This window comes from Telluria sp. ZT3P25, assembly GCF_059685895.1.
The window spans coordinates 2,214,004-2,239,223 of record NZ_JCASIJ010000001.1 but is presented as its reverse complement, the minus strand read 5'-3'; the positions used below and the strand labels follow the sequence as shown (position 1 = coordinate 2,239,223).

21 protein-coding genes and 1 pseudogene are annotated in these 25,220 nt (G+C 64.5%); 13 read left to right on the top strand and 9 right to left on the bottom strand.

Features of this window, described 5'->3' with window-relative positions; genetic code table 11:
• Positions 1-153: 153 nt before the first annotated feature.
• The 5 genes from AC56LY_RS10025 (at position 154) to AC56LY_RS10005 (ending at position 5,098) form a co-directional block, all read left to right on the top strand.
• On the top strand, positions 154-537 hold the full coding sequence (locus AC56LY_RS10025; protein WP_183553022.1) for a hypothetical protein: 384 nt from the start codon (positions 154-156) through the stop codon (positions 535-537).
• A complete protein-coding gene (locus AC56LY_RS10020) occupies positions 537-2,003 on the top strand; it encodes an ATPase domain-containing protein (protein ID WP_499578847.1) in 1,467 nt (488 codons plus the stop codon). The genes AC56LY_RS10025 and AC56LY_RS10020 overlap by 1 nt, the downstream gene beginning before the upstream one ends.
• A gap of 9 nt (positions 2,004-2,012) precedes the next feature.
• On the top strand, positions 2,013-3,308 hold the full coding sequence (locus AC56LY_RS10015) for a hybrid sensor histidine kinase/response regulator (protein ID WP_499578842.1): 1,296 nt from the start codon (positions 2,013-2,015) through the stop codon (positions 3,306-3,308).
• 106 nt (positions 3,309-3,414) lie between these two features.
• A complete protein-coding gene (locus AC56LY_RS10010; RefSeq protein ID WP_499578839.1) occupies positions 3,415-3,948 on the top strand; it encodes a TetR/AcrR family transcriptional regulator in 534 nt (177 codons plus the stop codon).
• Positions 3,938-5,098: an MFS transporter gene (locus AC56LY_RS10005; RefSeq protein WP_499578837.1), complete on the top strand. Its 1,161-nt coding sequence runs from the start codon at positions 3,938-3,940 to the stop codon at positions 5,096-5,098. The genes AC56LY_RS10010 and AC56LY_RS10005 overlap by 11 nt, the downstream gene beginning before the upstream one ends.
• Here the strand turns inward: AC56LY_RS10005 and AC56LY_RS10000 are convergent.
• From AC56LY_RS10000 to AC56LY_RS09990, 3 genes are all read right to left on the bottom strand, one after another.
• Entirely contained in the window at positions 5,095-5,556 is a 462-nt protein-coding gene (locus AC56LY_RS10000) for a VOC family protein (RefSeq protein WP_499578835.1), read from the bottom strand. The two genes, AC56LY_RS10005 and AC56LY_RS10000, sit on opposite strands and share 4 nt — an antisense overlap.
• 235 nt (positions 5,557-5,791) lie before the next feature.
• Positions 5,792-6,988 (bottom strand): pyridoxal phosphate-dependent aminotransferase, encoded by a 1,197-nt coding sequence (locus AC56LY_RS09995; RefSeq protein ID WP_499578833.1) that lies wholly within the window; start codon positions 6,986-6,988, stop codon positions 5,792-5,794.
• Positions 6,989-7,034: 46 nt separating this feature from the next.
• Positions 7,035-8,537, bottom strand: a complete 1,503-nt coding sequence (locus AC56LY_RS09990) for a peptide MFS transporter (protein WP_499578830.1) — start codon at positions 8,535-8,537, stop codon at positions 7,035-7,037.
• Positions 8,538-8,776: 239 nt separating this feature from the next.
• On the opposite strand from AC56LY_RS09990, the gene AC56LY_RS09985 reads away from it, so the two are divergent.
• Both AC56LY_RS09985 and AC56LY_RS09980 read left to right on the top strand, forming a co-directional pair.
• On the top strand, positions 8,777-11,197 hold the full coding sequence (locus AC56LY_RS09985) for a glycoside hydrolase family 31 protein (protein ID WP_499578829.1): 2,421 nt from the start codon (positions 8,777-8,779) through the stop codon (positions 11,195-11,197).
• Between the two features lie 85 nt (positions 11,198-11,282).
• Entirely contained in the window at positions 11,283-12,362 is a 1,080-nt protein-coding gene (locus AC56LY_RS09980) for a catalase family protein (protein ID WP_499556703.1), read from the top strand.
• 11 nt (positions 12,363-12,373) lie between these two features.
• Here the strand turns inward: AC56LY_RS09980 and AC56LY_RS09975 are convergent, their stop codons facing one another.
• The 3 genes from AC56LY_RS09975 to xth all read right to left on the bottom strand — a co-directional run bounded on the left by AC56LY_RS09975 (position 12,374) and on the right by xth (position 14,527).
• Positions 12,374-13,000, bottom strand: coding sequence for a LysE family translocator (locus AC56LY_RS09975; protein WP_499578826.1), 627 nt, complete (start codon positions 12,998-13,000; stop codon positions 12,374-12,376).
• Positions 13,001-13,086: 86 nt separating this feature from the next.
• Positions 13,087-13,662 carry an MliC family protein gene (locus AC56LY_RS09970; RefSeq protein ID WP_499578825.1) on the bottom strand — a complete coding sequence of 192 codons (576 nt, stop codon included), beginning with the start codon at positions 13,660-13,662 and terminating at the stop codon, positions 13,087-13,089.
• Positions 13,663-13,720: 58 nt separating this feature from the next.
• Positions 13,721-14,527: an exodeoxyribonuclease III gene (xth, locus tag AC56LY_RS09965; protein ID WP_499578822.1), complete on the bottom strand. Its 807-nt coding sequence runs from the start codon at positions 14,525-14,527 to the stop codon at positions 13,721-13,723.
• A gap of 184 nt (positions 14,528-14,711) precedes the next feature.
• Here xth and AC56LY_RS09960 point away from each other — a divergent pair, with 184 nt between their 5' ends.
• The 6 genes from AC56LY_RS09960 (at position 14,712) to AC56LY_RS09935 (ending at position 20,580) form a co-directional block, all read left to right on the top strand.
• Positions 14,712-15,542 (top strand): transporter substrate-binding domain-containing protein, encoded by an 831-nt coding sequence (locus AC56LY_RS09960; protein WP_499578818.1) that lies wholly within the window; start codon positions 14,712-14,714, stop codon positions 15,540-15,542.
• Positions 15,543-15,544: 2 nt separating this feature from the next.
• On the top strand, positions 15,545-16,243 hold the full coding sequence (locus AC56LY_RS09955) for an amino acid ABC transporter permease (protein ID WP_499578814.1): 699 nt from the start codon (positions 15,545-15,547) through the stop codon (positions 16,241-16,243).
• Between the two features lie 16 nt (positions 16,244-16,259).
• On the top strand, positions 16,260-16,952 hold the full coding sequence (locus AC56LY_RS09950) for an amino acid ABC transporter permease (RefSeq protein WP_499578811.1): 693 nt from the start codon (positions 16,260-16,262) through the stop codon (positions 16,950-16,952).
• A gap of 20 nt (positions 16,953-16,972) precedes the next feature.
• Positions 16,973-17,701: an amino acid ABC transporter ATP-binding protein gene (locus tag AC56LY_RS09945; RefSeq protein ID WP_499578809.1), complete on the top strand. Its 729-nt coding sequence runs from the start codon at positions 16,973-16,975 to the stop codon at positions 17,699-17,701.
• A 179-nt stretch (positions 17,702-17,880) separates the two neighbouring features.
• On the top strand, positions 17,881-19,530 hold the full coding sequence (locus AC56LY_RS09940; protein WP_499578806.1) for a hybrid sensor histidine kinase/response regulator: 1,650 nt from the start codon (positions 17,881-17,883) through the stop codon (positions 19,528-19,530).
• Positions 19,531-19,599: 69 nt separating this feature from the next.
• Positions 19,600-20,580 (top strand): aldo/keto reductase, encoded by a 981-nt coding sequence (locus AC56LY_RS09935; protein ID WP_499578805.1) that lies wholly within the window; start codon positions 19,600-19,602, stop codon positions 20,578-20,580.
• A 353-nt stretch (positions 20,581-20,933) separates the two neighbouring features.
• Here the strand turns inward: AC56LY_RS09935 and AC56LY_RS09930 are convergent, their stop codons facing one another.
• The 3 genes and pseudogenes from AC56LY_RS09930 to map form a co-directional block, all read right to left on the bottom strand.
• The gene (locus tag AC56LY_RS09930; protein WP_499578804.1) at positions 20,934-21,680 is read right to left on the bottom strand and encodes a pseudouridine synthase; all 747 of its coding nucleotides are present in this window, start codon (positions 21,678-21,680) and stop codon (positions 20,934-20,936) included.
• Positions 21,681-21,708: 28 nt separating this feature from the next.
• Positions 21,709-24,291 (bottom strand): [protein-PII] uridylyltransferase, encoded by a 2,583-nt coding sequence (locus AC56LY_RS09925; RefSeq protein ID WP_499578802.1) that lies wholly within the window; start codon positions 24,289-24,291, stop codon positions 21,709-21,711.
• Positions 24,292-24,301: 10 nt separating this feature from the next.
• Positions 24,302-25,192: pseudogene (gene map / locus AC56LY_RS09920) on the bottom strand (type I methionyl aminopeptidase); the annotation flags it as partial.
• Positions 25,193-25,220 lie beyond the last annotated feature (28 nt).

Sequence of the window (25,220 nt, the reverse complement as noted above, 5' to 3'; positions counted from 1 at the left end):
TTCACACTTTCAAGAGAAATTGTGAAAGGCCACGATATAATGTTGCCAACTATCGCCGGGCAAGCGCGCGATGCAAGCGTACGACGACTCCGCACCGCAGCGTGCATGGACCTTTCATGATGATAACGGCCGCAATTGCTTTTCGATCCAGACATGATGACGAGTAAGGGTGATCCCGGCCGCTCTGTCGAGCACCTGTTACTCATCCAGTCCTGGCGGCGCCTTGCCGACCAGTTGGGGCCGCTCATTGGCGACAACGGTTTCTGCGCGCTGTACGGCCGGGCCCTGCGTCTTGTCGGCCCCGATTACACATGGCTGGCCACGACTGCGCCGTGCAAGACCCGCGCCGCCCAAATCGACGCGCTGGACGACATGCTCGCCAGCGTCGCACCCGACCTCGCACAAGTGGCCCACGCGGCCCTGCTCCAGACGTTTACCGACTTGCTGGCGTCGCTGATCGGGCACGCACTTGCGCGGCGCCTGCTCGACGCCGCGACGGTTGACGGAGAAGAGAAGAAAGTACAGGAGCACAAGTAATGAGCGACAAAGTATCACTTGGGAAATTGAGCACTGGTGTGCAAGGGCTCGACGTCCTGCTCGGAGGCGGGCTGAGCGAGTTTTCGTTCAACCTGATCGCCGGGCCACCAGGTTCGGGCAAGACCACGCTCGCCCACCAGATCATGTTCTCGATCGCAACGCCCGAGCGGCGCGCGCTGTTCTTCACCGTGCTGGGCGAGCCGCCGCTGAAGATGCTGCGCTACCAGCAGCAGTACAGTTTCTTCGACATGCAGAAGGTCGGCACTGCGGTGCGCTACGTGAACCTGGCCGAAGACCTGCGCGCAGGCGACTTCAGCACCGTGCTGGCGCGCGTGATGAAAGAAGTCGAAGACTTCGCGCCGAGCCTCGTGTTCGTCGATTCGTTCCGCTCGGTCGCGCAGACGGCGCGCAGCGGCAACGAAGGCGTGGCCGACCTGCAGCACTTCATTCAGGATCTCGGCACGCGCATGACGAGCTGGCAAGCGACCACGTTCCTGATCGGCGAATATGCCAACAGCGATGTCGAAGCCAGCCCGATCATGACGGTCGCCGATGGCATGATCTCGCTGACACCCGTGCATGACGACAATTCGGTGGTGCGCAAGATGCGCGTGGTGAAGATGCGCGGCCAGGCCCACATGAACGGCTCGCACACCTTCCGTATCACCAGCGACGGCATCCGCGTCTATCCACGTATGCTGCCGCCACTGGCGCAGGACCACCACGACGGCGCGCCGACCGATCGCCATCACAGGCGCATTCCAACCGGTACGCGCGACCTCGACGTGCTGCTGCATGGCGGCCTGCCGCAGGGGCATTCGCTGATGGTCACCGGGCCAAGCGGCTGTGGCAAGACCGTCCTGGCCACGCGCTTCCTGCAAGAGGGCGTGCGCCATGGCGAGAAGGGCGTGGCCCTGTCGTTCGAGAAAGGCACATCGCGCCTGCGCAATGCCGAACTGGCTGCGATGGTGGATGCGGGCGACGTGGTGGTGCTCGAAAGCCGCATGATCGACCTGACGGTCGACGAGCTGCTCGAGGCGCTCAATGAAGCGATCGACCGTACCGGCGCGCGCCGGGTGGTGGTCGATTCGCTGTCCGAGCTGTCGCTGTACCTGGCGCCGGAAGGGCGCAACCAGTTACGCGCCACCGTGTTCCAGATGCTCACGTCGCTGGCCAAGCGCAACGTCACCGTGCTGGTCACGATGGGAATGGACGATGACTTCACCCACCTGCGCTTCAGCCAGGCCGAAGTGGCCTACCTGACCGATGCGATCGTCCTGATGCGCTTTGGCGAAAGCGCCGGCCAGCTGCGCCGGTTCATTTCGGTGGTCAAGGTGCGCGGCAGCAGCCACAGTCACGATCTGCGCGAATTCCATATCGACGATGCCGGCATCCACATCGATGCGATCAGTACCGCGCACGAGGGCGTCCTGCACGGGTTGCCGACCACGCGCGGCGCCACCTGAATGACGTCCATGCCGGTGCTTCCAGGTAACGAGCCAGCCACGCCCGACGGCCACCTTGCACAGCTCGAACGCGAAAATGCGCGGCTGCGGCGCGAGCTCGATGTCAGCACCACGCTGGCCTTGAGCCTGCGCGAAGCCAACGAACATCTGGTGCTGGCGGCGGTCGACGCGCAGACGTCGCGCGACGACGCCGAAGACACCAACCGGCGCCAGAACGAATTCCTGGCCATGCTGGCGCACGAACTGCGCAACCCGCTCGTGCCGATCAGCGTATCGGCGGGCTTGCTCGAGCGCGGCCCCGTCGCGTCGTTGCCGCTGGGGCGCCTTACGGCCGTCATCCAGCGCCAGGTCGATCACATGGCGCGTTTGCTGGACGACCTGCTCGACGCCGCGCGCCTGAGCAGCGGCAAGATCACGCTGGCGATCGAGCCGCTGCGCCTGGCCGAAGTGCTCGAACACGCCGCCGAGACGATCATGCCGCGCGTGCGCGAGCGCAGTCAAAGCCTGACGATCGCCCACGACGAGCGCGATCCCGTCGTCGACGGCGACCGCGTGCGCCTGACGCAGGTCTTCACCAACTTACTCAACAACGCCTCGAAGTACACGCAGGATGGTGGCCAGGTTACGGTCAGTGCGCGCTGCGACGACGGCATCGCGGTCACGATTGCCGACAACGGTGCCGGCATGTCGGATGAGACCATCGGGCGCGCGTTCGAGCTGTTCACGCAGGGACCGCGCACGCTGGCACGCTCCGAGGGCGGACTGGGCGTGGGCCTGAACGTCGTGCGCAATCTGGTGAGCATGCATGGCGGCAGCGTGACTGCCGGCAGCGACGGCCCGGGGCAGGGCAGCACGTTCATCGTGCGTCTGCCGCAATCGTCGGCCGATGCCCCGTGTGCACCGACCGCTGCGCCAGTGCATACGGCCAGCGCCACGCGCCGCATCCTGGTCATTGAAGACAATATTGACGCCGCCGACGTGCTGCGCATGCTGCTTGAGCTCGAGGGCCACCAGGTCGAGATCGCGGCCGAGGGGCATGCCGGCCTGGCACTCGCACTCGAAGGGCGTTTCGACGCTATCGTCTGCGACATCGGCCTGCCCGGCATCGATGGCCTGGAGCTAATGACGCGCCTGCGCGCCGCGCATCCGGTCCCGCGCCCGCTGACGGTGGCGCTGTCAGGCTATGGCCAACCGAGCGACCGCGCGCGGGCGCTGGCTGCCGGCTTCGATCGTTATCTGGTCAAGCCGGTGGCGTCGGCGGCGCTGGTCGAGGCGCTGGCTGGCCCGTCGGCCGCCTCAGCGTAAGCAGCCTCAACCCTCCTTGCATCACGGCACAAGTCACGTCGGGATCATGCACGCTTGACATGTACAACGATCGTTGTACACTCGGGTCATGGACAAGAAAACTGATATGGCAGCATCCGCAGCGCAGCTGTTCGCGCGCGAAGGCTTGCGCGGCATTGGTGTCGATCACATCGGCGCCAGCGTCGGCGCCTCCACCCGTACTCTGTACAAGCACTTCGGTTCGCGTGACGGGTTGGTCATCGCAGCGCTCGAATCGCGGCATGCGGCGTTCATGGCGCTCCTGCAGCACGACGATGCATCGATCGGCAGCATTGCATCGCTGTTCGATACGCTCGAACGATGGTCGAATGAGTTCGGTGCTTCGGGTTGTTTGCTGCTGCGGGCAGGCAATGAGTACCGGGGCACCAACGATGACATCGTGGCCTTGGTGCGTGGGCAAAAAGCCGCGTTTTTCAAGGAGATTACAAGGCGCGTCAAGCACGCGCTGGGACATGACGATCCGCAGCTGTCTTCGCAAATCTGGATTCTGTTCGAGGGCGCCACGGCCATCGCCAGTCTGGACAATGCGGCGGTAATCGGCGCCGCCAGGGCTGCCGCCGCATCCCTGATGGCGCATGCAGGCAAGCACAGTGAAGCATAACGTCAACCTGCTGGCGGCGGCTTTTGCGCTCACTGCTGTCTCGTATGGGCTCGCGCGCTTTGCCTTCGGGCTGCTGCTGCCGGAGATACGCACCGAGCTATCCCTCGATATCGGCATCACGGGCTGGATTGGCAGCAGCGCGTTCGTCGCGTATTGCATTGGCGTGTGCATCACCTTCGCATTGAACCGTGCGTGCTCGCCACGGGCGATTGCCTTTGCCGCGGGATTGGCGTCGACCATCGGCATGGTCATCATCACGTTGTCCACGACCGGGGTAGTCCTGGGACTGGGTGTTGCGCTGGCCGGTCTGAGTACCGGCCTGACCTCGCCACCACTGGCGACGGCGGTATCATTGCAATTTGACGATTCATACCGGCCGAAGGCCAATGCCATCATCAATGCGGGGACCGCAGCGGGCATCGTATTTTCAGGCCTGGCGAGCCTGATTGCATTCGGTGGCTGGCGTGAACTGTATATGCTGTTTTCTGTCATCAGCTGCGCAGTCGCGGTGTGGGTGTTGTATGCCGTGCCAACGGGGCACGAATGCACCTCGAGCGCGCCATTCTCGTTTGCCATCTTCAGGCGCCCCGGCATGCTCGCGCTCTGCATGGGCAGCTTCCTGATGGGCTTGTCGAGTACTGCGATCTGGACATTCGGCGGCAGCCTGCTGCGCGATGAATTCGACTTCACGCAAAGCGACATCGCCTGGATCTGGGTGGCACTTGGTCTGGCTGGCGTCGCCGGCGCGATGACGGGCATCTTCGTGCAGCGGTTCGGCCTTGTGCGGGTTCACTGCGTGGCTCTGGCCGGGATGGCGGCGGGAATGATTGGCCTGTCCTTCACGTCGATCTCGGTGGCATTCGCCTTTATCAGCGTGGCGCTGTTCGGCGCTTCGTATATCACGTCGTCCGGCGCGTTTCTGATCCAGGGCATCCGGCTGCTTCCGGATCGCCCCGATCTGGGACTTGGTATCCCGTTTTTGATTCTCGCATCTGGCCAGAGCGCGGGATCGCCACTGTTTGGCGCATTGTTGAGCGGGTGGGGCGCCGGTGTTGCGCTCGCCGCATTTGCGGGGGTGGCGTTGCTTTCAGGTTTTATCGTTCCTCAGCAGTCTGCGGCGAAGACGCCTCCTGCACATGTCGAGGCTTAGCTTCGGTGTTCGAAAAGAGGCTGCGTCAGTTCAATCAGATTGCCCCACGGATCGCTGAAAAACGCGAAACGCAGCGCGAGTCCGGGCGCATCCCGCGGTTCGCTGAGAATCCTCACATCACGACGTCTCAGTTCACTGGTAGCGGCATCGACATCCTCGACGCGCAGGCACAGATGGTGCCATCCGGCGATCGCATGGGTGTCGATCAGCTGGTCGTGCTCGGGACGCGGTGCGCAGCCGGGACCGGCAATTAACTCGATGCAAAAACTGTCATCAGAAGCAGGTGCAAGAAAAGCCAGCGTCTTTTCACCCAGTGCCATCGTGCGGAGCAGGCGAAAATCGAGCGTCCCGGTGTACCAGGCGGCAGCGGCTTCGACGTCCGGTACGCGCAGCCCGACATGGTCGCCTCGCCATGAGGTGAATGGGCTCGTTGGGGTGGTGCCGCTGGATGCTGACATGGGTATCTTTCAAAACGTTCGCAGAAAGATCGACGGGAAGCGCGTTTCGACTGATACGTTCTGTCCAGCGATCACTCAGTGCCGACGGACGCCGCGTGTTGAGCGGTCGTCAATGGCGGAACCCAGTGTAGTAAAGGCCAGCCAGTTTGATAATGCGGGAGTTTCAGAATGGACTGATCGCCATGAAGAACATTCGCTAGTCAGCTCCCGACGATCTGTCCGTCATGCCGGGCGCTCAGCGCTGTAGCTGATGCGCCAGCCGCGCAACCGCTTCCTCGATCCGCTCATACTTGGTCGCATACGAAAAGCGCACATGCTGCGCTGGCGCCGCTACGCCGAAGTCATCCCCCGGCACGATCGCCACGTGCGCGTCATTGAGCAGCGCCATGCTCAGCGCCGCGCTGTCGCCGCGCAGCGGATGATCCAGCCCGGTAATGTCGGCGTAGACGTAGAACGCGCCGTCGGGCATCACCGGCACCCCGAACCCAAGCGCGCGCAAGGCGGGCACCAGATAGTCGCGACGGCGCTGGAATTCCTGGCGCCGTGCTTCGAAGATCACCAGCGCTTCGGGCTGGAAGCAGGCCAGGGCCGCGTGCTGGGCGATCGTCGGTGCGCAGATGAACAGGTTCTGGGCGAGCTTTTCGAACACGGGCACCAGGCTGTCGGGCACCACCAGCCAGCCCAGGCGCCAGCCGGTCATGTTGAAGTATTTCGAGAAGCTGTTCACCGTGATCACATCCGGATCCAGTGCCAGAGCGCTGACCGGCACGTGGTCGTACGACAGGCCCTGGTAGATCTCGTCGACGATGGCAAAGCCGCCCCGTGCGCGAACGGCAGCCAGCATGTCGCGCAGCTGTGCCGGCGTCATCGACGTGCCGGTGGGATTGGAGGGCGAGGCCACCAGCACGCCGCGCGTGCGCGCCGTCCAGCGCTCGTGCACATGGTGCGCGCCGAGCTGGTAGCGGTCCTCGAACGAGGCCGGCACCAGGATCGGCGTGCCGCCAAAGCTGGTCACGAAATGGCGGTTGCACGGGTACGACGGATCGGGCATGAGGACCTCGTCGCCCTGGCCGACCAGCGCGGCGCAGGCCAGCAGCAGGCCGGCCGATGCGCCGGCGGTGATGACGATACGGCGCGGGTCGATGTCCAGGCCCTGCGCCGCGGCGTAGTGGCCCGAGATGGCGGCGCGCAGTTCCGGGAGGCCAAGCGACTCGGTGTATTGGGTGACGCCTGCACGGATGGCGGCGACGGCCGCATCGGCGACGATGTCGGGCGCCGTGAAATCGGGCTCGCCGACGCTCATGCTGATGATGTCGTGGCCCGCGCGCCGTAGCAGCGCAGCGGCCTTGACCATCTCCATGACGCGAAACGGTTCGATGGCGTGCACGCGCTGTGCGACCTGCAGGTTGGTGTCGAGGGAATTGGAAGACATGATGGCCGGATCGAAAAAAATGCAATCCGGCCATCTTACAAGAACCCTAGCGGTGCGTGTGGTGCTCGGCCGTCAGACGGCGCATCAGCGGCAGTGCGGCCAGCGCGATCAGCGTGCAGGCGATGGCGGCCAGGCCCAGCTTGTTGAACAGGCTCGTATAGATCGGCAGCGTTTGTAGCGGGTCGGTCATCCCTTGCGGCACGCTGGCCATCGTGGCCACCAGGCCGCCCAGGTATTGCGAAATGCCCACCGCCACGAAGTAGGCGCCCATCATGAAGCCGCCCATCCGCGCCGGCACGTAGCGCGCGATCATCGCCAGTCCGAGGCCGCTCACCAGGAGTTCGCCCAGCGAATACAGGCCGTAGCCCGCGATCATGATCCACGACGAGGTCAGGCCATTGACCGCAAAGGCGCCGGCGAAGCCATACGTGAAGAAGCCTGCCGCGACAACGGCAAAGCCCAACGCGAACTTGGCCGCGATCGACAGGTCGCGGCCTGCATTGCTGGCACGCGTGTAGACCCAGGCCAGCACGGGGCTGAGCAGCATGATCCAGATGGCGTTGAGCGCCTGGAACTGCGCCGGCGACCAGGTAAACAGGTGGCTGCCGAACAGGCTGAAGTCCAGGTCGACATTCCGTAGGGCGAACAGCGACAGCGACGTCGACATTTGCTGGTAGAAGATGAAGAAGAACACCGTCTGCAGCGTCAGCACGAGCGCGGCGACGAGGCCCGAGCGTTCGCTGGCCTGGCTGGTGCGGATCAGGTGGATGAAGATGCCCAGCACGACCAGCCCCGCCAGATACACGAACAGGCGCGCGAGCCAGCCGTATTCGAGGATGAACGCCGATGCGATCACGGCCAGCACGCCACCGCCCAGCACCAGCGCGAGTTTGCCCCAGTTGAGCGGCAGGTTATCCGGCGGTGAGCCGATATGCTTGACCGTGCGGCGCAGCAGCCCCACGGTGATGAGGCCGACCCACAGGCCGACGCTGCAGAATGCGAACGCCACGTGCCAGCCCAGTTCACCGGCGTAGTTGGCGTTGACATAATCCTTGATCGCCGGCGTGGCCAGCATCGAGACCGTCGAGCCGACGTTGACCGCCATGTAGTAGATGGTGAAGGCGCTGTCGATCTTCGAGTCGTTGCCTTCGTAGATCTTGCGCACCAGGTTGGCGGTATTGGGTTTGAACAGGCCGTTGCCGACGACGATCACGCCCAGCGCCGAAAACGTCAGCCAGGTGTTGGTCGTCGGGATGCCCATCAGCGCGTAGCCGAGCGACAGGATGATGGCGCCGATCACCATCGAGCGGCGCGTGCCGAGCACCTTGTCGCCGATCCAGCCACCGATCGCGGGCGCGACGTAGATCAGGGCGGCGGCTGCGCCCCACACCAGCGTGGCGCGGGTGTCGTCGAACCCCAGGCGCTGCACCATGAAGTAGACGATCAGCGCCTGCATGCCGTAGTAGCCGAAGCGCTCCCACAACTCGATCAGCGCGATCGTGGCGAATGAGCGGGTCTGGCTGACCGGGCGCCCGAGTGTCGTGTCCATACAAGTCCTCTGCGACTGCACCCCGGCCAGGCCGGGGCGCAAAATCCGAGGATTCTATGCCATCTGGATGAAGCTTGCAGATCGGGTGGCATGCGCGCTGCTGCCACGTGGCCGGCGCGAGGGACCCGCCAGGCAGCGACCGGTCTTCAGGTTTCATGTAGGGCAAGGCTGTTGGTAGCAGTAGAAATCTGTCATGCTTCGGCTGCAGCCGCTCAACCAGACATCACGACATCGAAGACATGACAACCGCCACGCTCGCCCGCCTTGCCCTGTGCATCACCGCACTCCCACTGGCCACCAGCACGTTCGCGTTCGCACAGAACGCCGAGCGCCAGTTCAAGGGCGTCACGCATAACGGCAACACGCTCGAGATCGCGACGGCCGACGGGCGCTACCTGATCAAGCCGTATTCGAGCGCGATCGTCGAAACCACCTTCATCCCGAACGGCGAACAGGTCAAGCCGGCGTCGCATGCGGTGATCCTGGCCCCGGTGCACGCGCCGGCCACCTTCAAGGACGACGGCGCGCGCATCACGTATGCCACTGACGGTATCGCCGTCACGGTCGAGCGCAAGCCGTTTCGCATCGCTTACACCTACAAGGGCAAACCGCTGGTGGCCGAAAAGCACGGCTTCGGCCGCGTCGACGGCATGGACACCATCGAATTCGGTCTCGACGACGGCGAAGCGCTGTACGGCGGCGGGGCGCGTGCGCTCGGCATGAACCGGCGCGGCAACCGCCTGCGCCTGTACAACAAGGCCGATTACGGCTACGCCGAACGCTCCGAGCTGCTCAACTTCACGATTCCCGTGGCGCTGTCGTCGAAAAAATACGCGATCCACTTCGACAATCCGCAGGTCGGCTGGCTCGATTTCGACAGCCGCAAGGACGGCACGCTGCGCTATGAAGTCATCGGCGGGCGCAAGACTTACCAGGTTGTCGCGGGCGACACCTGGGACGCCGTCATGGCTGGGTACACCGACCTGACGGGCCGCCAGCCACTGCCACCGCGCTGGGCTTTTGGTAACTTCGCCAGCCGCTTCGGCTACAAGACCGAGGCCGAGACACGCGCCATCGTCGACAAGTTCGCGCAAGAGAAGATTCCGCTCGACGCCGTCGTGCTCGACCTGTACTGGTTCGGCAAGACGGTGCAGGGCACGATGGGCAATATGGACTGGGACCGCGACACGTTCCCGCACGCCGAAAAAATGATGGCCGACTTCAAGGCCAGGGGCGTCAAGACCGTCGTCATCACCGAGCCGTTCGTCCTGACCACGTCCAAGCGCTGGCAGGAAGCGGTCGACAAGAACGTGCTGGCGCTGGACGGCGCCGGCAAGCCGGCCACGTATGACTTCTACTTCGGTAACACGGGCCTGATCGACCTGTACAAACAGGAAGGGCGCGACTGGTGGTGGAACATCTACCGCGACCTGAAAAAGGGCGGCGTCACGGGCTGGTGGGGCGATCTGGGCGAGCCGGAACTGCATCCGTCGAACCTGGTGCACGGCACGGGAACGGCCGACCAGGTCCACAATATCTATGGTCACGACTGGGCGCGCCTGATCGCGGAAGGCTACCGGCGTGAATTCCCGGCCGAGCGCCCGTTCATCCTGATGCGCGCCGGTTACTCGGGTTCGCAGCGCTTTGGCATGATCCCGTGGTCGGGTGACGTCAGCCGCAGCTGGGGCGGCCTGCAGTCGCAGATGGAAATCTCGCTGCAGATGGGCATGCAGGGCCTGGCCTACATGCACTCGGACCTGGGCGGCTTTGCCGGCGCCGTGCTCGACGACGAACTGTACGTGCGCTGGCTGCAGTACGGCGTGTTCCAGCCGATCTTCCGCCCGCATGCGCAAGAGGCGGTGGCGTCCGAACCCGTGCTGCGCTCGGAGCGCACCAAGGTGCTGGCGCGCGAAGCGGTGTGGCTGCGCTACGCGATGCTCCCGTATAACTACACGATCGCCTTCGACAACCAGCAGACCGGCATGCCGCTGATGCGCCCCCTGATGTTCGTCGAAACCGATCCGGCCCAGCCGATCGAGCGCTCGTCGACCTATCTGTGGGGCCCGGATTTCCTCGTTACGCCGATCGTCAAGCCAGGTGCCACGCGCGCCGAGGTGTACTTCCCGACGACGGGCAGCGTGTGGTTCGACTTCCATACGGGCCAGGCGCACAAGGGCGGCATTCTCGAAACCGTGCGGCCGGTCGACGCCAATATCCCCGTCTACGTGCGCGCCGGCGCATTCGTGCCGATGGCGAAGGTGGTGCAGACGACGCGCGATTACACGGGCCGTCAGATCGATCTACACTACTACCACGATGCGTCGGTCAAGGCCTCCAGCGGCAAGCTGTATGACGACGATGGCGAGACGGCGGGCGCTTTCGCTGCGGGCAAGTACGAAATCGTCCGCTTTGCCAGCCGCCTGGGCGAAGCAGATGGCAAGGCGCAGCTCGAGATCGGCTTTGCCACCGAAACCGGCAAGGCGATGACCGCCGTCCCACGGGGCTTTTCGCTGAAGGTGCACAACGTGGCGACCAAACCGCGGGCGGTGACGGTGGACGGCCGCGCCGTGCGCTTCGTCTTCAACGCCCAGCAGCACCTGCTGGAAGTGCCGGTCGCGGCCAAAGCTGGCCAGTCGGCGCAGGTAGTCGTCACGCTGTAACGGCGCATGGTCGGGACGGTGGTCTGGCGAACATCGCAGGTTGTCGAAGTTCGCTACATTGGAGGCTTCATTTCAGGAGCCCCCAATGACGACCACCGCACCAGCCAATCCCCTCGTGTTTCGCAGCGAGTTCGAACACGTCGGCCTCGACGAATCCGAGACCATCCACGCGCTGCAAACTGTGTTTGCCAACATGGCCAAGAAGGTGGCGGATGCCGAAGGCCACGCCAGCCGCGCCGTGCACGCCAAGGGCCACGCCCTGGTGCGCGGCAAGCTGACCGTGCTGGACAACCTGCCGCCGCAACTGGCCCAGGGCCTGTTCGGCAAGGCCGGTACCTATGACGTGCTGCTGCGATGGTCGTCGCCACCGGCCGAGCAGCTGCCGGACGGCGTTTCCACCCACCGCGCGGTGGCGATGAAGGTGCTGAACGTGCCGGGCGAGCGCTTCGACACGGCCAAGAGCGGCAACTCGCAGGACTTCCTGATGGTGAATGGCCCGGTGTTCTCGGCGCCCGATCCGCAGGGGTTCCTCAAAAGCGTGAAGATGCTGGCGGCAACCACCAACGCATCGGAAACCGGCAAGAAGATCATCTCGGCCGTGCTGCGCACCGCCGAAAATGCACTGGAAGCGGTCGGTGGCGAGAGCGGCATGCTCAAGGCGCTGGGCGGCGAGCCGCAGCACCATCCGCTGGGCGAAACCTACTTCAGCCAGACACCATACCTGTATGGCCAGTACATGGCCAAGCTGTCGCTGGCGCCGGTCGCGCCTGAACTGCTGGCGCTCGATGGCGCATCGATCAAAACGGAAGACGACGCGCAGCGCCACGCGATCGGCTCGCACTTCGCGTCGCAAGGCGGCGAGTGGGAACTGCGCGTGCAGTTGAACGTCGACGTCGAGAAGATGCCAATCGAGGATGCCTCGGTCGAGTGGCCGCAGGAACTGAGTCCGTTCATCGCCGTGGCGCGCGTGCGCCTGGCCCCGCAAACGAGCTGGGATGCGTCGCTGGAAAAGCTGGAAGACGAAATAGCCTACGACCAGTGGAACTGCCTCGTCGAACACCGTCCGCTCGGGTCAGTCAACCGCGCGCGGCGCCAGGTGATGGCCACCTCGCGCGAATTCCGTTCGGAGTTCAACCGCTGCCCGATCCACGAGCCGTCGGCATAACGATGCTGTGACTACCGGGCCACGATCAAGCGTAGCCCCAGTCCGATGAACACCGCCCCCGCGATCCGGTCAAGCCACATGCCGGCCGTGGGGGTGCGGTTCAGCCAACCGCCGATCGTGCCGGAAAAATAGCCGAGCAGGCCAAAGATCACGGCCGCCTGCAACGTGAAGACCAGTCCCAGCATGCCGATCTGCAGATTGGCGTCGCCACGCGCCGCGACGACGAATTGCGGCAGGAACGACAGAAAAAACAGCACCACTTTCGGATTGATCGCCGCGGCCACCAGGCCTTTGGCGAACAGGCGCCGCGGCGGTTCGTTCGATAATCCTTCGGCAGAGACGCGCGCACCGCCACGGCTGCGAATCGCGCCCCAGCCCATCCAGATCAGGTACAAACCACCCGCGACCTTGAGCGCCGTGAACGCCGTCGGCGACGCCGCGATCAGCGCACTCACGCCAATGACAGCCAGCAGCGTGTGACTCAGGCAGCCGAAGGCGCAGCCAAGCCCGAAGGCCACGCCGCGCACGCGCCCCTTGGCGATGCCGGTGCTGAGCACCATCAGATTGTCGGGCCCGGGAGAGAGCGTGATCAGGATGGCGGCGGCAAGAAAGCCGAAGAGCTGTTCGGGCGAAAGCATGGTGGCGGCAAGATGAAGAAAGGGCGAACAGCATAGCGCATGTTCGCCCTTCGTCAAGCATCCCGCAGTGCGGGGTCAAGCGCTCATCACGCCTTCTTGCAGCTCAGTTCCTTGGCGTTCTCGCCCCACTTGATGGTGATCTTGCCATTCTGTTCCTTGAACTGCTCGCCGCGGTTGCCGTAGGCGACGCCGTTGTCGCTTGGCTCGCCGCGCAGCAGCACGTGTTCCTTGTTGCGCGCTGCGACCATCGACGCTGGCGTGGTTTCGAGGAAGAACGCGGTGATCTTGCTCTTGTCGCTGCAGGTGTACTTTACCGGGCCCTTGGCCTTGGTGACCTTGTAGGCGGTCTGCAGTTGCATGGCGCGGGTGCCGTAGGCATTGTTGATGCAGGTGGTCATGTCCTTGGCATCGGCGCATTGCTTGACGCCGTCCCACCACTTGGTGTGCTGTTCCTGCAGCGTCTTGCCGGCGCCGGCGTCGATTTTTTCCAGCGCTGCGCGGTACATCGCGTAGATCAGGCCTTCCGATTCGGCCGAGCCGGGATGGCCGCAGACCTTGGCTTCGGCCGAGCCGATGCCCTTGGCGCAGAAGCCTGGCATCGAGACAGCTTGCGCGCCGATCGGCAGGGCGAGGGCGGCGGCGAGAATGAGAAGTTTTTTCATGAGGATTCCTTATGGTGATGGTCGCGGCGCATCTTTGAGTGCGCCGTCGTGAATTGGGTCAGGCGGGCTTGCCCGATAATTTGTCTGAAATTTTGCTCAGGTCGAGCTCAATCCAGGTAGGCGTGTGGTCGCTGGGTTTTTCGCGCCCGCGCATGAATTTGTCGACGCCGGCCGCCTTGAGTGCCGGCGCCAGCGCAGGGCTCAGCAGCAGGTGGTCGATGCGCAGACCGGCGTCGCGGCCGAACGCGTTGCGGAAGTAATCCCAGAACGTGTAGATCGTCTCGTCCGGATGCAGCGCGCGCAGCGAATCGAGCCAGCCCTGTTCCATCAGGCGCTCAAAGGCAGCACGGGTCTCGTCGCGAAACAGTGCGTCGTCGACCCAGCGTTCGGGCTTGTAGACATCGCGCTCCGTTGGGATCACGTTGAAGTCACCGGCCAGCACGGCCGGCACGCCGGCGGCCAGCAGCTCGAGGCCGCGCAGGCGCAGGCGCTCCATCCAGGCCAGCTTGTAGTCGTATTTGGGGCCGGGCGCCGGATTCCCGTTTGGCAGGTACAGGCAGGCGATCAGGATGCCCTGGTAGGCCACCTCGAGGTAGCGGCTTTGCTCGTCGGCGTCGTCGCCCGGCAAGCCGCGCTGCACTTCCTGCGCCGGCTCGCGCGTGACGATTGCGACGCCGTTCCAGCTTTTCTGGCCATGCCACAGCGCGTGGTAGCCGGCCGCCTCGATCGCCGCGATCGGGAATTTTTCCTGCGGCGCCTTGAGTTCTTGCAGGCACACGACGTCGGGCTGGCGCTCCTCGAGATAGTGCAAGAGGGCGTCGAGCCTGCTGTTGATACTGTTGACGTTGTAGGTGGCGAGCAGCATGGGGTGTTCCGCATTTGTGACGGGTCATTATGACAATATTGCGTGGGATCGGTCGCACGCCTCACCGGGCTTGGATTGGTTCATATATGCGAAACAGTATTATCTTATGGCGAATAATTCGTTTTTCCATATAACTGTTTGTTCTATACTTCGATCATCGAATATTGTTGCTGGAGATTTTTGCATGATCAACCGCCGTTCCCTCATCCTGTGCGCCGTTGCGCTGGGTAGTTCGCTCACCATGGGCCTGGCTAAAGCCGACCAGCTGGCCGACATCAAGAAAAAAGGCCAGATCGTGTTCGGGGTGCTTGGCACCGACGAGCCGAACAGCTTCATCGACCCGAAGACGCGCCAGCTGGTGGGCTACGAGATCGACATCGCCACTGCCGTGGCCAAGAAAATTGGCGTCAAGCCGGTGTTCAAGCAGTTGGCCGTGTCGGCCCGCATCCCCGAGCTGCAGCAGGGCCACGTGGACATCCTGGCCGCCACGCTGACGCACAACAAGGAACGCGAAGCGCAGGTCGACTTCGCGCTGACACACTTCGTCACCGGTTCGAAGGTCATGGTGCGCAAGAACAGCGGCATCACGGCGCTGCCACAACTGGCGGGCAAGAAGGTCGTCACCGTTCGTGGCGGCACCCAGGAAACCAATATGAAAAAGGCCGTGCCGACGGCCAGCATCGTCACCTTCGAAAATACCCAGCAAGCGTTCCAGGCACTGCGCCAGGGCAAGGGGGCGGCCTACGTCAATGACGAGTCGTCGCTGCTGGCCGACTACGGCAAACTGGGTCCGGCTGCAAAGGACTTCGTGATTCTGCCGCAATCCATCGGCGTCGAGCCGATTGCCCTTGGTCTGCGCAAGGGTGAGGCGGGCCTCAAGACGGTCGTCGACCAGGCACTGCGCGAGCTCGAAGCCAATGGCGCGGCCGAAGACCTGTTCGTCAAGTGGTATGGCCCCGGTACGCGCGCCAATATCGCCAAGCGGATCTTCAAGATCAGCACTGACAAGATCTGACCTTGGCGCTGTTCGATCCGACCATCCTGCAATCCGGCGAGTACCACGACTGGCTGGTGCAGGGCTTCATTCTGTCGATTCAGCTGACCGTGATCAGCTTTGCCTTCGCGCTGCCGTTCGGCGCGCTGGTGGCGGTGATGCGCACCTCGACGTCCAGGCTGCTGCGCGCGGTCGGCACCACGCTCGTCGAATCGATCCGCAATGTGCCGCTGCTGGCTCACCTGCTGTTCTGGTATTTTGCCTTCCCCGAGCTGCTGCCCGAGGGCCTGCGCGAGATCCTGTACGCGAACAATCCCGAGATGGTGTGCGCCGTCATCGCGCTCACGCTCTACAGCGGCGTGCACATGGCCGAGGACATCCGCAGCGGTATCCGTGCGGTGCCCGCGACCCAGCTGGAAGCGGCCCGTTCGCTGGGCCTGGGTCGCGCCGCGGCGGTGCGCCTCGTGCTGCTGCCGCAGGCGCTGCGCGCTTCCGTGCCGCCGCTCCTGTCGCAGACGGTCAATCTGTGGAAGGACACCAGCGTGGCCACCGTGATCGGCGCGGCCGAGATGATGTACCAGGCCGCGCGCGTCGAGACGGCGAGCTTTCGCAGCCTGGAAGCGTTCACCTTCGCCACGCTGGCTTACCTGACCGTCTCGCTGCTCATTTCGGCGGCGGCCTACCTGTTCCAGCGCCGCTATCCGGTGCGCACGGCGGGCTGACCATGAAAGTGTCCCGATGCTGGAACTGATCGATACCTACTGGCTGTACTTCCTGGTCGGCCAATACCCGGACGGCCCGCTGGGCGGCCTGGTGCTGACCATCCTGCTGTCCGGCGCCGCGCTGGTGCTGGCCATGCCGCTTGGCCTGATGCTCGGCATCGCGCGCGTAAGCCACCGCCGTGCCATCAGCCTGCCAGTGGGCGCGTTCGTGCAGCTCGTGCGCGCCGTGCCGCTGCTGCTGGTGCTGTTCTGGGTGTATTTCTTCTTGCCGGCCGTGACCGGCGTGAAGACGTCACAGGCGATGACGATGCTGATCGTGCTGGTGGTGTTCGACAGCGTGTATCTGGCCGAGATCGTGGCGGCGGGTATCCGCGCGCTGCCGAAAGGGCAGCTCGAAAGCGCCCGCTCGCTGGGCCTGGGCTACGGCCAGGCGCTGCGCCACGTCGTGCTGCCGCAGACCTTGCGTCACGGCCTGCCGTCGATCGTGAACCAGCTGGTCTCGACGATCAAGGCGACCTCGCTCGGTTACATCATCGGCCTGTCGGAAGTCTCGTTCATCGCCACCCAGATCAACACGCTCGTGTTCACCCGGTCGGTGGAGGTGTACCTGATCCTGGCGCTGACTTATTTTTTGCTGTGCTTTGGCCTGTCGCGCCTGGCCTTCCTGCTCGAACGGCGCCTGCAGCGGCGGCCCGTCAGCGCACACTGAACTCCTGAAAGAAGCGAACGATGATCGTTCTCGATAACGTCAACAAGTATTACGGTGACTATCACGCGCTGGTGGGGATCACCGAGCGCGTGGAAAAAAATGAAGTGCTGGTCGTGTGCGGGCCATCGGGCTCGGGCAAGTCGACGCTGATCCGCACCCTCAACCGGCTCGAAGACATCGACGGTGGCCGCATCGCCATCGACGGGCGCGACATCCACGCCAAAGGCTTTGACGTGAACGCGCTGCGCGCCGGCATCGGCTTCGTGTTCCAGCAATTCAACCTGTTCCCGCATCTGACGGCGCTCGAGAACTGCATGCTCGCGCCGGTCCAGCTGAAGCGTGCCAGCAAGGCCGAAGCGCGCGAGCAATCGATGCTGCTGCTCGACCAGGTGGGGCTGGCCCACAAGGCCGACGCCTATCCGGACGCGCTGTCGGGCGGCCAGCAGCAGCGCGTGGCGATTGCCCGCGCGCTGGCCATGCGGCCTTCGATCATGCTGTTCGACGAGCCAACCAGCGCGCTCGATCCCGAGATGGTGGGCGAGGTGCTGCAGGTGATGCGCACGCTGGCAAAACAGGGCATGACAATGGTCTGCGTGACCCACGAGATGGGATTTGCGCGCGACGTGGCCGACCGCATCTGGTTCATGGCCGAAGGTAAAATCATCGAGAAGGGTGCGCCCGGCGACTTCTTCGCCAACCCGCAGCATCCCCGCGCCATCCAGTTTCTCGCCGATCGCAACCGCAACTAGCGGCCTGTCACGCGGGCATGCACAGTTTCGTGGACGCCATGCACATGCAGGGGAGCGGTTTGGTATTTATAATGGGTAGCCAAAAGGCAGGTCTGGGCCTGCCGATCATGCTTTCCCCTTTGCCTTTCCCTTTGCCGATTGCGGCTACCTTTTACCGTGCCACTTGAAGCTTTCCCGCGATGACGTCCAATCCCGCCAATTTCGATGAAGATGCACGCCTCGCCGTCCTCGATTCCTTCGGCATCCTCGATACGCCGCCGGAACGCTCGTTCGATGACGTGGTGCGCCTGGTCAGCCAGCTGCTCGACGCGCCGATTGCCGCCGTCAACCTGATCGCGCGCGGACGCCAGTGGTTCAAGTCGGAGATCGGCCTGGGCACGCGCGAAATGCCGCTCGATAATTCGATTTGCCGTCACGCCCTGCTGGAGCAAGAGCAGATGATCGTGCCCGACACCCAGGATGATCCCCGCTTCAGCTGCAATCCGCTCGTCACGGCCGATGGCGGCCTGCGCTTCTATGCCGGCGCCGTGCTGCGCACGCGCGACGGTGTGCCGCTCGGCACCCTGTGCGTGCTCGACAAGAAACCACGGCCGGAAGGGTTGACGGAGCAGCAGCAGTTCATGCTCACGACGATGGCGCATCAGGTCATGAGCCAGATCGAACTGCGCCGGGCGCTGACGGACCAGGAAGCGCTGAACGAAGCGCTGCGCCGTGCCGACCAGCGCAAGGACGAATTCCTGGCGATGCTGGCGCACGAGCTGCGCAACCCGCTGGCGCCGATCGTCTCGGCGGCCACGATGCTGTCGAATTTTGAGCTCCAGCCAAGCATGGTGCAGCGCGCCGCCGACATCATCGCGCGCCAGGCGGGCCACATGACCTCCCTGATCGACGACCTGCTCGACGTGTCGCGCGTCACGCGCGGCAAGGTGGAGCTCGAATTCGTCGAACTCGACCTGAAGGATGTTCTGGCCGACGCGGTCGAACAGGTACGGCCGCTGATCGAGAAGCACGGCCACCGGCTGGTGCTCGAGGCGATGCCGGCGCCGGCGCTGGTCGTGGGCGACCGCAAGCGCCTGGTGCAGGTCATGACCAATTTGCTCAGCAACTCCGCCAAGTACACGCTCGAGGGCGGGCGCATCGAGGTGCGCCTGGCCACGCGCGGCGCGCTGCTCGACCTGACGATCCGCGACGACGGCATCGGCATGTCGCCCGAGCTGATTGCCAGCGCATTCGACCTGTTCTCGCAGGGCACGCGCGGGCTGGATCGCAGCCAGGGTGGCCTGGGCATCGGCCTGGCGCTCGTGCGCAGCCTGCTCAAGCTGCATGGCGGCGAAGTGACTGCCGCCAGCGACGGGCCGGGTTGCGGCAGCACGTTCCGGGTCACGCTGCCGCTGTCGTCGCGCGCGGCCGTCGCCGCGCCGGCTATCGGGACGGATGCACCGCTGGGCAATCCGGCCGCGCTGCGCATCGGCGTGGTCGACGACAATGAAGACGCCGCCGTGACGCTGGCGCTGCTGCTCGAGACGCTGGGGCACACGGTGTCGGTTGCCCATTCGGCGCGCGCCGCGCTGGAAGCGCTGCCGGCGTTCGAGCCGGACGTGTGCCTGCTCGATATCGGCCTGCCCGAGATGAATGGGTTCGAGCTGGCACGGGCGCTGCGCGCCAGGCCCGGGACCGACCATGCGATCCTGATCGCGGTCACCGGCTACGCGCAGGAGAAAGACCGCGCCGAAGCACGCGCCGCGGGCTTTCACGACCTGTTCGCCAAACCGGTCGACCTCGAGGTGCTGGGCGCGGCGCTGGTGCAGATCGAACGGCGCCGGCGCTAGCCTGCTGTGCGACGGGGTCCGCGTGCGTCAGGCAGAATTTGTTTCTGATTCACGCACAAGGGACACACCATGACGCAACGCTACCAACCGATCACCCGCCTTGGCCTGGGCGGCACGGGCTTTGGCGACATGTACCACGCCACCAGCGACGAAGCAGCCCAGGCGACTGCCGATGCCGCATGGGACGCCGGCATCCGCTACTTCGATACCGCACCGCATTACGGCGCCGGCCTGTCCGAACACCGCTTCGGGCATGCATTGCGCCGCCGCCCGCGCGCCGACTACACGCTCTCCACCAAGGTCGGCCGCCTGCTGGCCCCATCCAGCCCGGGCGAGATCGCCGCGCCGTTCGTCGGCGCCTTGCCATTCAAGCGCGTAATCAACTACACGGCCGACGGCGCGCGCCGTTCGGTGGAAGACAGCCTGCATCGCATGGCGCTGGCGTCCATCGACATCGTCTACGTGCACGACCTGTCGCCCGACATGTTCGGCGACCAGTTCGACCACTACTACCGGATCGCATCCGGTCCGGGCGGCGCCTTCGAGGGTTTGACGAAGCTGCGCGAGGAGGGCGTCATCAAGGCCTGGGGCCTGGGCGTCAACACGGTCGAACCATGCCTGCGCGCGCTGCGCGATGCCGATCCCGATATCTTCCTGCTGGCCGGGCGCTACACGCTGATGGAAACGACGCCGCTGGCAGAGTTGTTCCCGCTTTGCGCCGAGCGCGGCGCAAAGGTCGTCATCGGCGGACCGTTCAACTCGGGCTTCCTGGCCGGCGGGCCGAATTACGATTACGGCCCGGCCGATGCGGACAAGCTGGCACAACGTGAACGCTTGCGCAAAGTAGCGGTCGACCACGGCGTCGACCTGGCCGCGGCGGCGCTGCAGTTCGGCCTGGCGCATCCGGTAGTCGCCGCGACCATCCCGGGCGCAAGCAGCCCCGAGCACCTGCGGCGCAATGCAGTGTTGATGGAGATGGCGATTCCGAAGGCGTTCTGGGAAGCGTTGCGCACCGAGTGCCTGGTGGCCGAGGACGCGCCGTTGCCATAACCTGCCTGCCGCCCAAAAGCCGGGGTCAGGTCTGACATTTGGACACGATCTCAGCCGTCGTGCAGCAAAAAGCCGGGGTCAGGTCTGACATTCGGACACGGCCTCGACAGTCGGGTAGCCGGGTTAGTCGGAAGTAGCTGTCACATTGCAATGCTAATGCTGGTCATGACACTATGGGACGTGACTAAGGCTGAGTTCGTGTCCGAATGTCAGACCTGACCCCGGCTGCTAATGCTGGTCATGACACTATGGGACATGACTAAGGCTGAGTTCGTGTCCGAATGTCAGACCTGACCCCGGCTGTGCAGCTGTGATCCGGTCGCGCAATATCGGTCAGGATCACATCTGAAGGCTTAGAAACCTTCTTCCGGCGTCAGATAACGCCATTGGCCGACCGGCAGGTCGCCCAGCTTGACGCGGCCGATCCGTACGCGCTTCAGGCCCAGCACCTTCAGCCCTACCATATCGCACATGCGCCGGATCTGGCGTTTGCGGCCTTCCATCAGCGTAAAGCTCAGTTGATCCTCGTTCTGCCAGCGCACCTTGGCCGGCAGCAGCGGTTTGCCATCCATCCACAGGCCATGTTTCAGCTTCTTGAGTTCACTGTCCGGCAGCGTGCCCGGCTTGGTGTACTGCACGCGCACCAGGTATTCCTTTTCAATGGATGTGGTCTCGCCGATCAGCTGCTTGGCGATGCGGCCATCCTGCGACAGCACCAGCAGGCCCACGGAGTCGATGTCCAGGCGGCCGCATGGCACGAGGCTGCGCAGCTGGGTCGGGTGGAACTGCTCCGTCGATGGATCCTCGGCCCAGCGGTTCTCGGGCCGGATCAGCGCCACGGCCGGCGTGTAGCCGTCCTCGGCCTGGCCGCTGACGTAGCCGACCGGTTTGTGGATCAGCACCGTGACGCGCTTGGACTGCTCGGCGGCGGCCTGGCGCTCGACCGTGATGCGCTGCGTCGGCAGCACCTTGCTGCCCAGCTCCGACACCACCTGGCCATCCACCCGCACCCAGCCGCGCGCGATCCATTCATCGGCCTCGCGGCGCGAGCACAGGCCCAGTTCGGACATTCGTTTGGAGAGGCGGAGCGGTTCGGTCATTGTCAAAGTTTTTCGGTGAAGGAGTAAATCAGATCTTGAGCGCGTCCAGCAGGTCGGTTTCGAGCTGGACCTGGATGCGCGGGTTGTTCAGGGCAGGGCCGTCGACGAGGAACACGTCTTCGACGCGCTCGCCCAGCGTCATGATCTTGGCGGTGTGCAGGTTGATGCGGTAGCGCGTCAGTACGCTCGAGACCGCATACAGCAGGCCCATACGATCGTTTGCAGCGATCGACAGCACGTGGAACTGGCCCCGTTCGTCGGGCCGCACTTCGACCGTTGGCGTGATTGGGAATGTGCGCGACATGCGCGACAGGCGTCCGCGGCACGGCGGCGGCAGCGGTTCCTGCGACACCAGCAGCGCGCTCAGCTCATGCTCGATCAGGTTGATGATGTCGCGGTAGCTGCCGGCGAAGTGTTCGTCGGCCACCATGAAGCTGTCGAGTGCATAACCATGGCGCGTGGTGTGGATCTTGGCGTCGAGGATCGAGAAATCCTTGCGGTCGAAGTAGCTGCAGATGCGCGCGAACAGGTCGGGTTGATCCTTGATGTACACGGCCACCTGCAGGCCTTCGCCGATCGGCGCCAGGCGCACCCGCACGATCGGCTTGTCGCTGTCGACCTTGTCGTGCAGGGCGCGCGTCTGCCAGGCGATGTCGGACGCGTCGTGGCGCAAAAAGTACGCGACGTCCAGCTGCTTCCACAACGCCTCGTGCGCATCGACCGGCAGGCCAAACAGGCGCAGCGTGGCCAGCGCCTCTTTCTGGCGCGCGCGCAGTTCGCGGTCAGCGGAATGCGGTTCGCCCCCCAGTACGCGCAGCGTCGTCTTGTACAGGTCTTCGAGCAGCTTGGCCTTCCACGCATTCCAGACCTTGGGGCTGGTGCCGCGGATGTCGGCCACGGTGAGCAGATACAGCGCCGTCAGGTGACGCTCGTCCTTGACCACCGCGGCAAACGCCGCGATGACATCGGGATCGGACAAGTCCTGCTTCTGCGCGACCTGCGACATCGTCAGGTGCTGCTCGACGAGGAACACCACCAGTTCGGTATCGGCTTCGGTCATGCCATGGCTGCTGCAGAACTGGCGCGCGTCGTCCATGCCGAGTTTGGAGTGGTCGCCGCCACGGCCCTTGGCGATATCGTGGAACAGTGCGGCCACGTACAGCACCCAGCGGTCGCGGAAGTCGGCGATCAGCTGGCTGCAGAACGGGTATTCGTGCGCGTGTTCGGGCATCGTGAAGCGGCGCAGGTTACGCACCACCATCATGATGTGCTGGTCGACCGTGTAAGCGTGGAACAGGTCGTGCTGCATCTGGCCGACGATCTTGCGAAACGCCGGCAGGTAGCGGCCCAGGATGCCGAATTCGTTCATGCGGCGCAGCGCATGCACCATGCCGCGCGGTGCCTGCAGCACGCGCAGGAACAGCGCCTTGTTGACCGGATCGGCGCGGTACGCGTCGTCGATCCGGGTGCGGGCATGCCACAGTGCGCGGGTGGCGCGCGCCGTCATGCCCTTGATGTCGTGGCGCTCGGTCATCACGACGAACAGTTCGAGGATCGCGGTAGGCGTCTGCTCGAACGTGTCGTCCTGCGCGATATCGATCAGGTTCCCCATCTGCAGGAAGTGGGCGCTGATCGGGAAGGCGACGGCCGGCTGCGGGAACAGCTGGGCCTCGATATTCTGCAGCAGGATCGTGTTGAGCTGCGTGACGGTCTTGGCGGCCCAGTAGTAGCGCTGCATCAGCAGCTCGCTCGGACGGCGCACGTTCGGGCCGTCGTCCGTCTCGACCAGGCCAAGTGTGTTGGCGATCGCCGTCTGCACGTCGAATACCAGCCGGTCCTCGCGCCGTTTGGTCTGCAGGTGCAGGCGGATCCGGATGTCCTTGAAGGCGCTTTCCTTTTCCATCAGCTGGCGCGCTTCCATGCGCGTGATCAGCTCGCGCGTGGCGAGCTGGCCCCAGCTGTCGGCCAGGCCCGCGGCCTTGGCCACCCACATGATCACCTGCAGGTCGCGCAGCGCGCCCGGGCTTTCCTTGACATTCGGTTCGAGCGCGAACGCCGTGTATTCGTGCTTGGCGTGGCGCAGGCGCATCTCGGCCGTCTTGGCCCGGAAGAACGCCTGCGGGTCGAGTGCCTCACGGTAGCGCTGCTGAAGCGTGTCGAACAGCGGCTCGTTGCCGGTGACCAGGCGCGCCTCGAGCAGGCTTGTTTGCACCGTGATGTCGGCCGCCGATTCAATCAGGCACTCGTCGACCGTGCGGATGCTGTGGCCGATCTCCAGACCCAGGTCCCACAGCAGCTGGACCAGGCCTTCGAGGCGCGCCTGCGTGATCGCATCCGGCGGGGCGGCCAGCAGGATCAGGAGGTCGACGTCGGAATACGGAAACAGCTCGCCGCGCCCGTAGCCGCCCACGCCCACCAGCGCGGTGCCCGCGGGCAGGCCGGCCGCCTGCCAGGCGTCGATCAGCACCGCGTCGACGACCTGGCGCAGGTTGCGCAGTAGCTTTTCGGGCATGCCGTCTTCCTGGAACGCCTGGAACACGAGCTGGCGCTCATTCTTGAGGCGCTGGCGCAGCGTGGCGCGGACGGTGTCCAGGTGTTCGGCGTGACCCATGGCCGGCTCCTTATGCCGCTGCGGCGGCAGGGGCAGGCGCAGACCAGACAAAGTCCGGCCCGAGCAGCGGCAGGGCGATCGCCGGCGGTGGCGGGCTGCCGGCCGACAGCGTCAAGACTTCGACACCGGTCTCGGTGACCAGCACCGTGTGTTCCCACTGCGCCGACAGGCTGCGGTCCTTTGTCTTGATGGTCCAGCCGTCCGGCATTTCCTTGATGTCGCGCTTGCCGGCATTGATCATCGGCTCGATCGTGAAGATCATGCCGGGTTGCAGGACTTCGAGCGTGCCCGGGCGGCCGTAGTGCAGCACTTGCGGCTCTTCGTGGAACGAGCGGCCCACGCCGTGGCCGCAGAATTCGCGCACGACGCTGTAGCCGTTCTTTTCGGCGTGCTGCTGGATCGCGTAACCGATGTCGCCCAGGTGCTTGCCCGGCTTGACGGCGGCGATGCCCAGCCACATGCACTCGAAGGTGACTTCGGACAGGCGGCGCGCCATGATCGACGGTTCGCCGACCAGGTACATGCGGCTGTTGTCGCCGTGGAAGCCTTCCTTGGTGATGGGCGTGATGTCGATGTTCAGCGCGTCGCCGCTCTTGAGCACGCGGTCGCCCGGGATGCCGTGGCAGATCACGTCGTTGAGCGAGGCGCAGATCGAGCCCGGGAACGGCGGATAGCCGGGCGGGGCGTAGTTGAGCGTGGCCGGAATCGTGCCTTGCACGTTGACCATGTATTCGTACGCCAGGCGGTCGAGCTCGCCAGTAGTGATGCCGGGCTTGATGAACGGAGTGATATAGTCCAGCACTTCCGAGCCGAGGCGGCAAGCGACGCGCATGCCGTCGATTTCTTCGAGGGTCTTGATGATGGTGGCCATAGGAGAGTCGTATCCTGCGTGGTATCGGGTGAGCGCCCGACGACCGGGGTGGCAATGG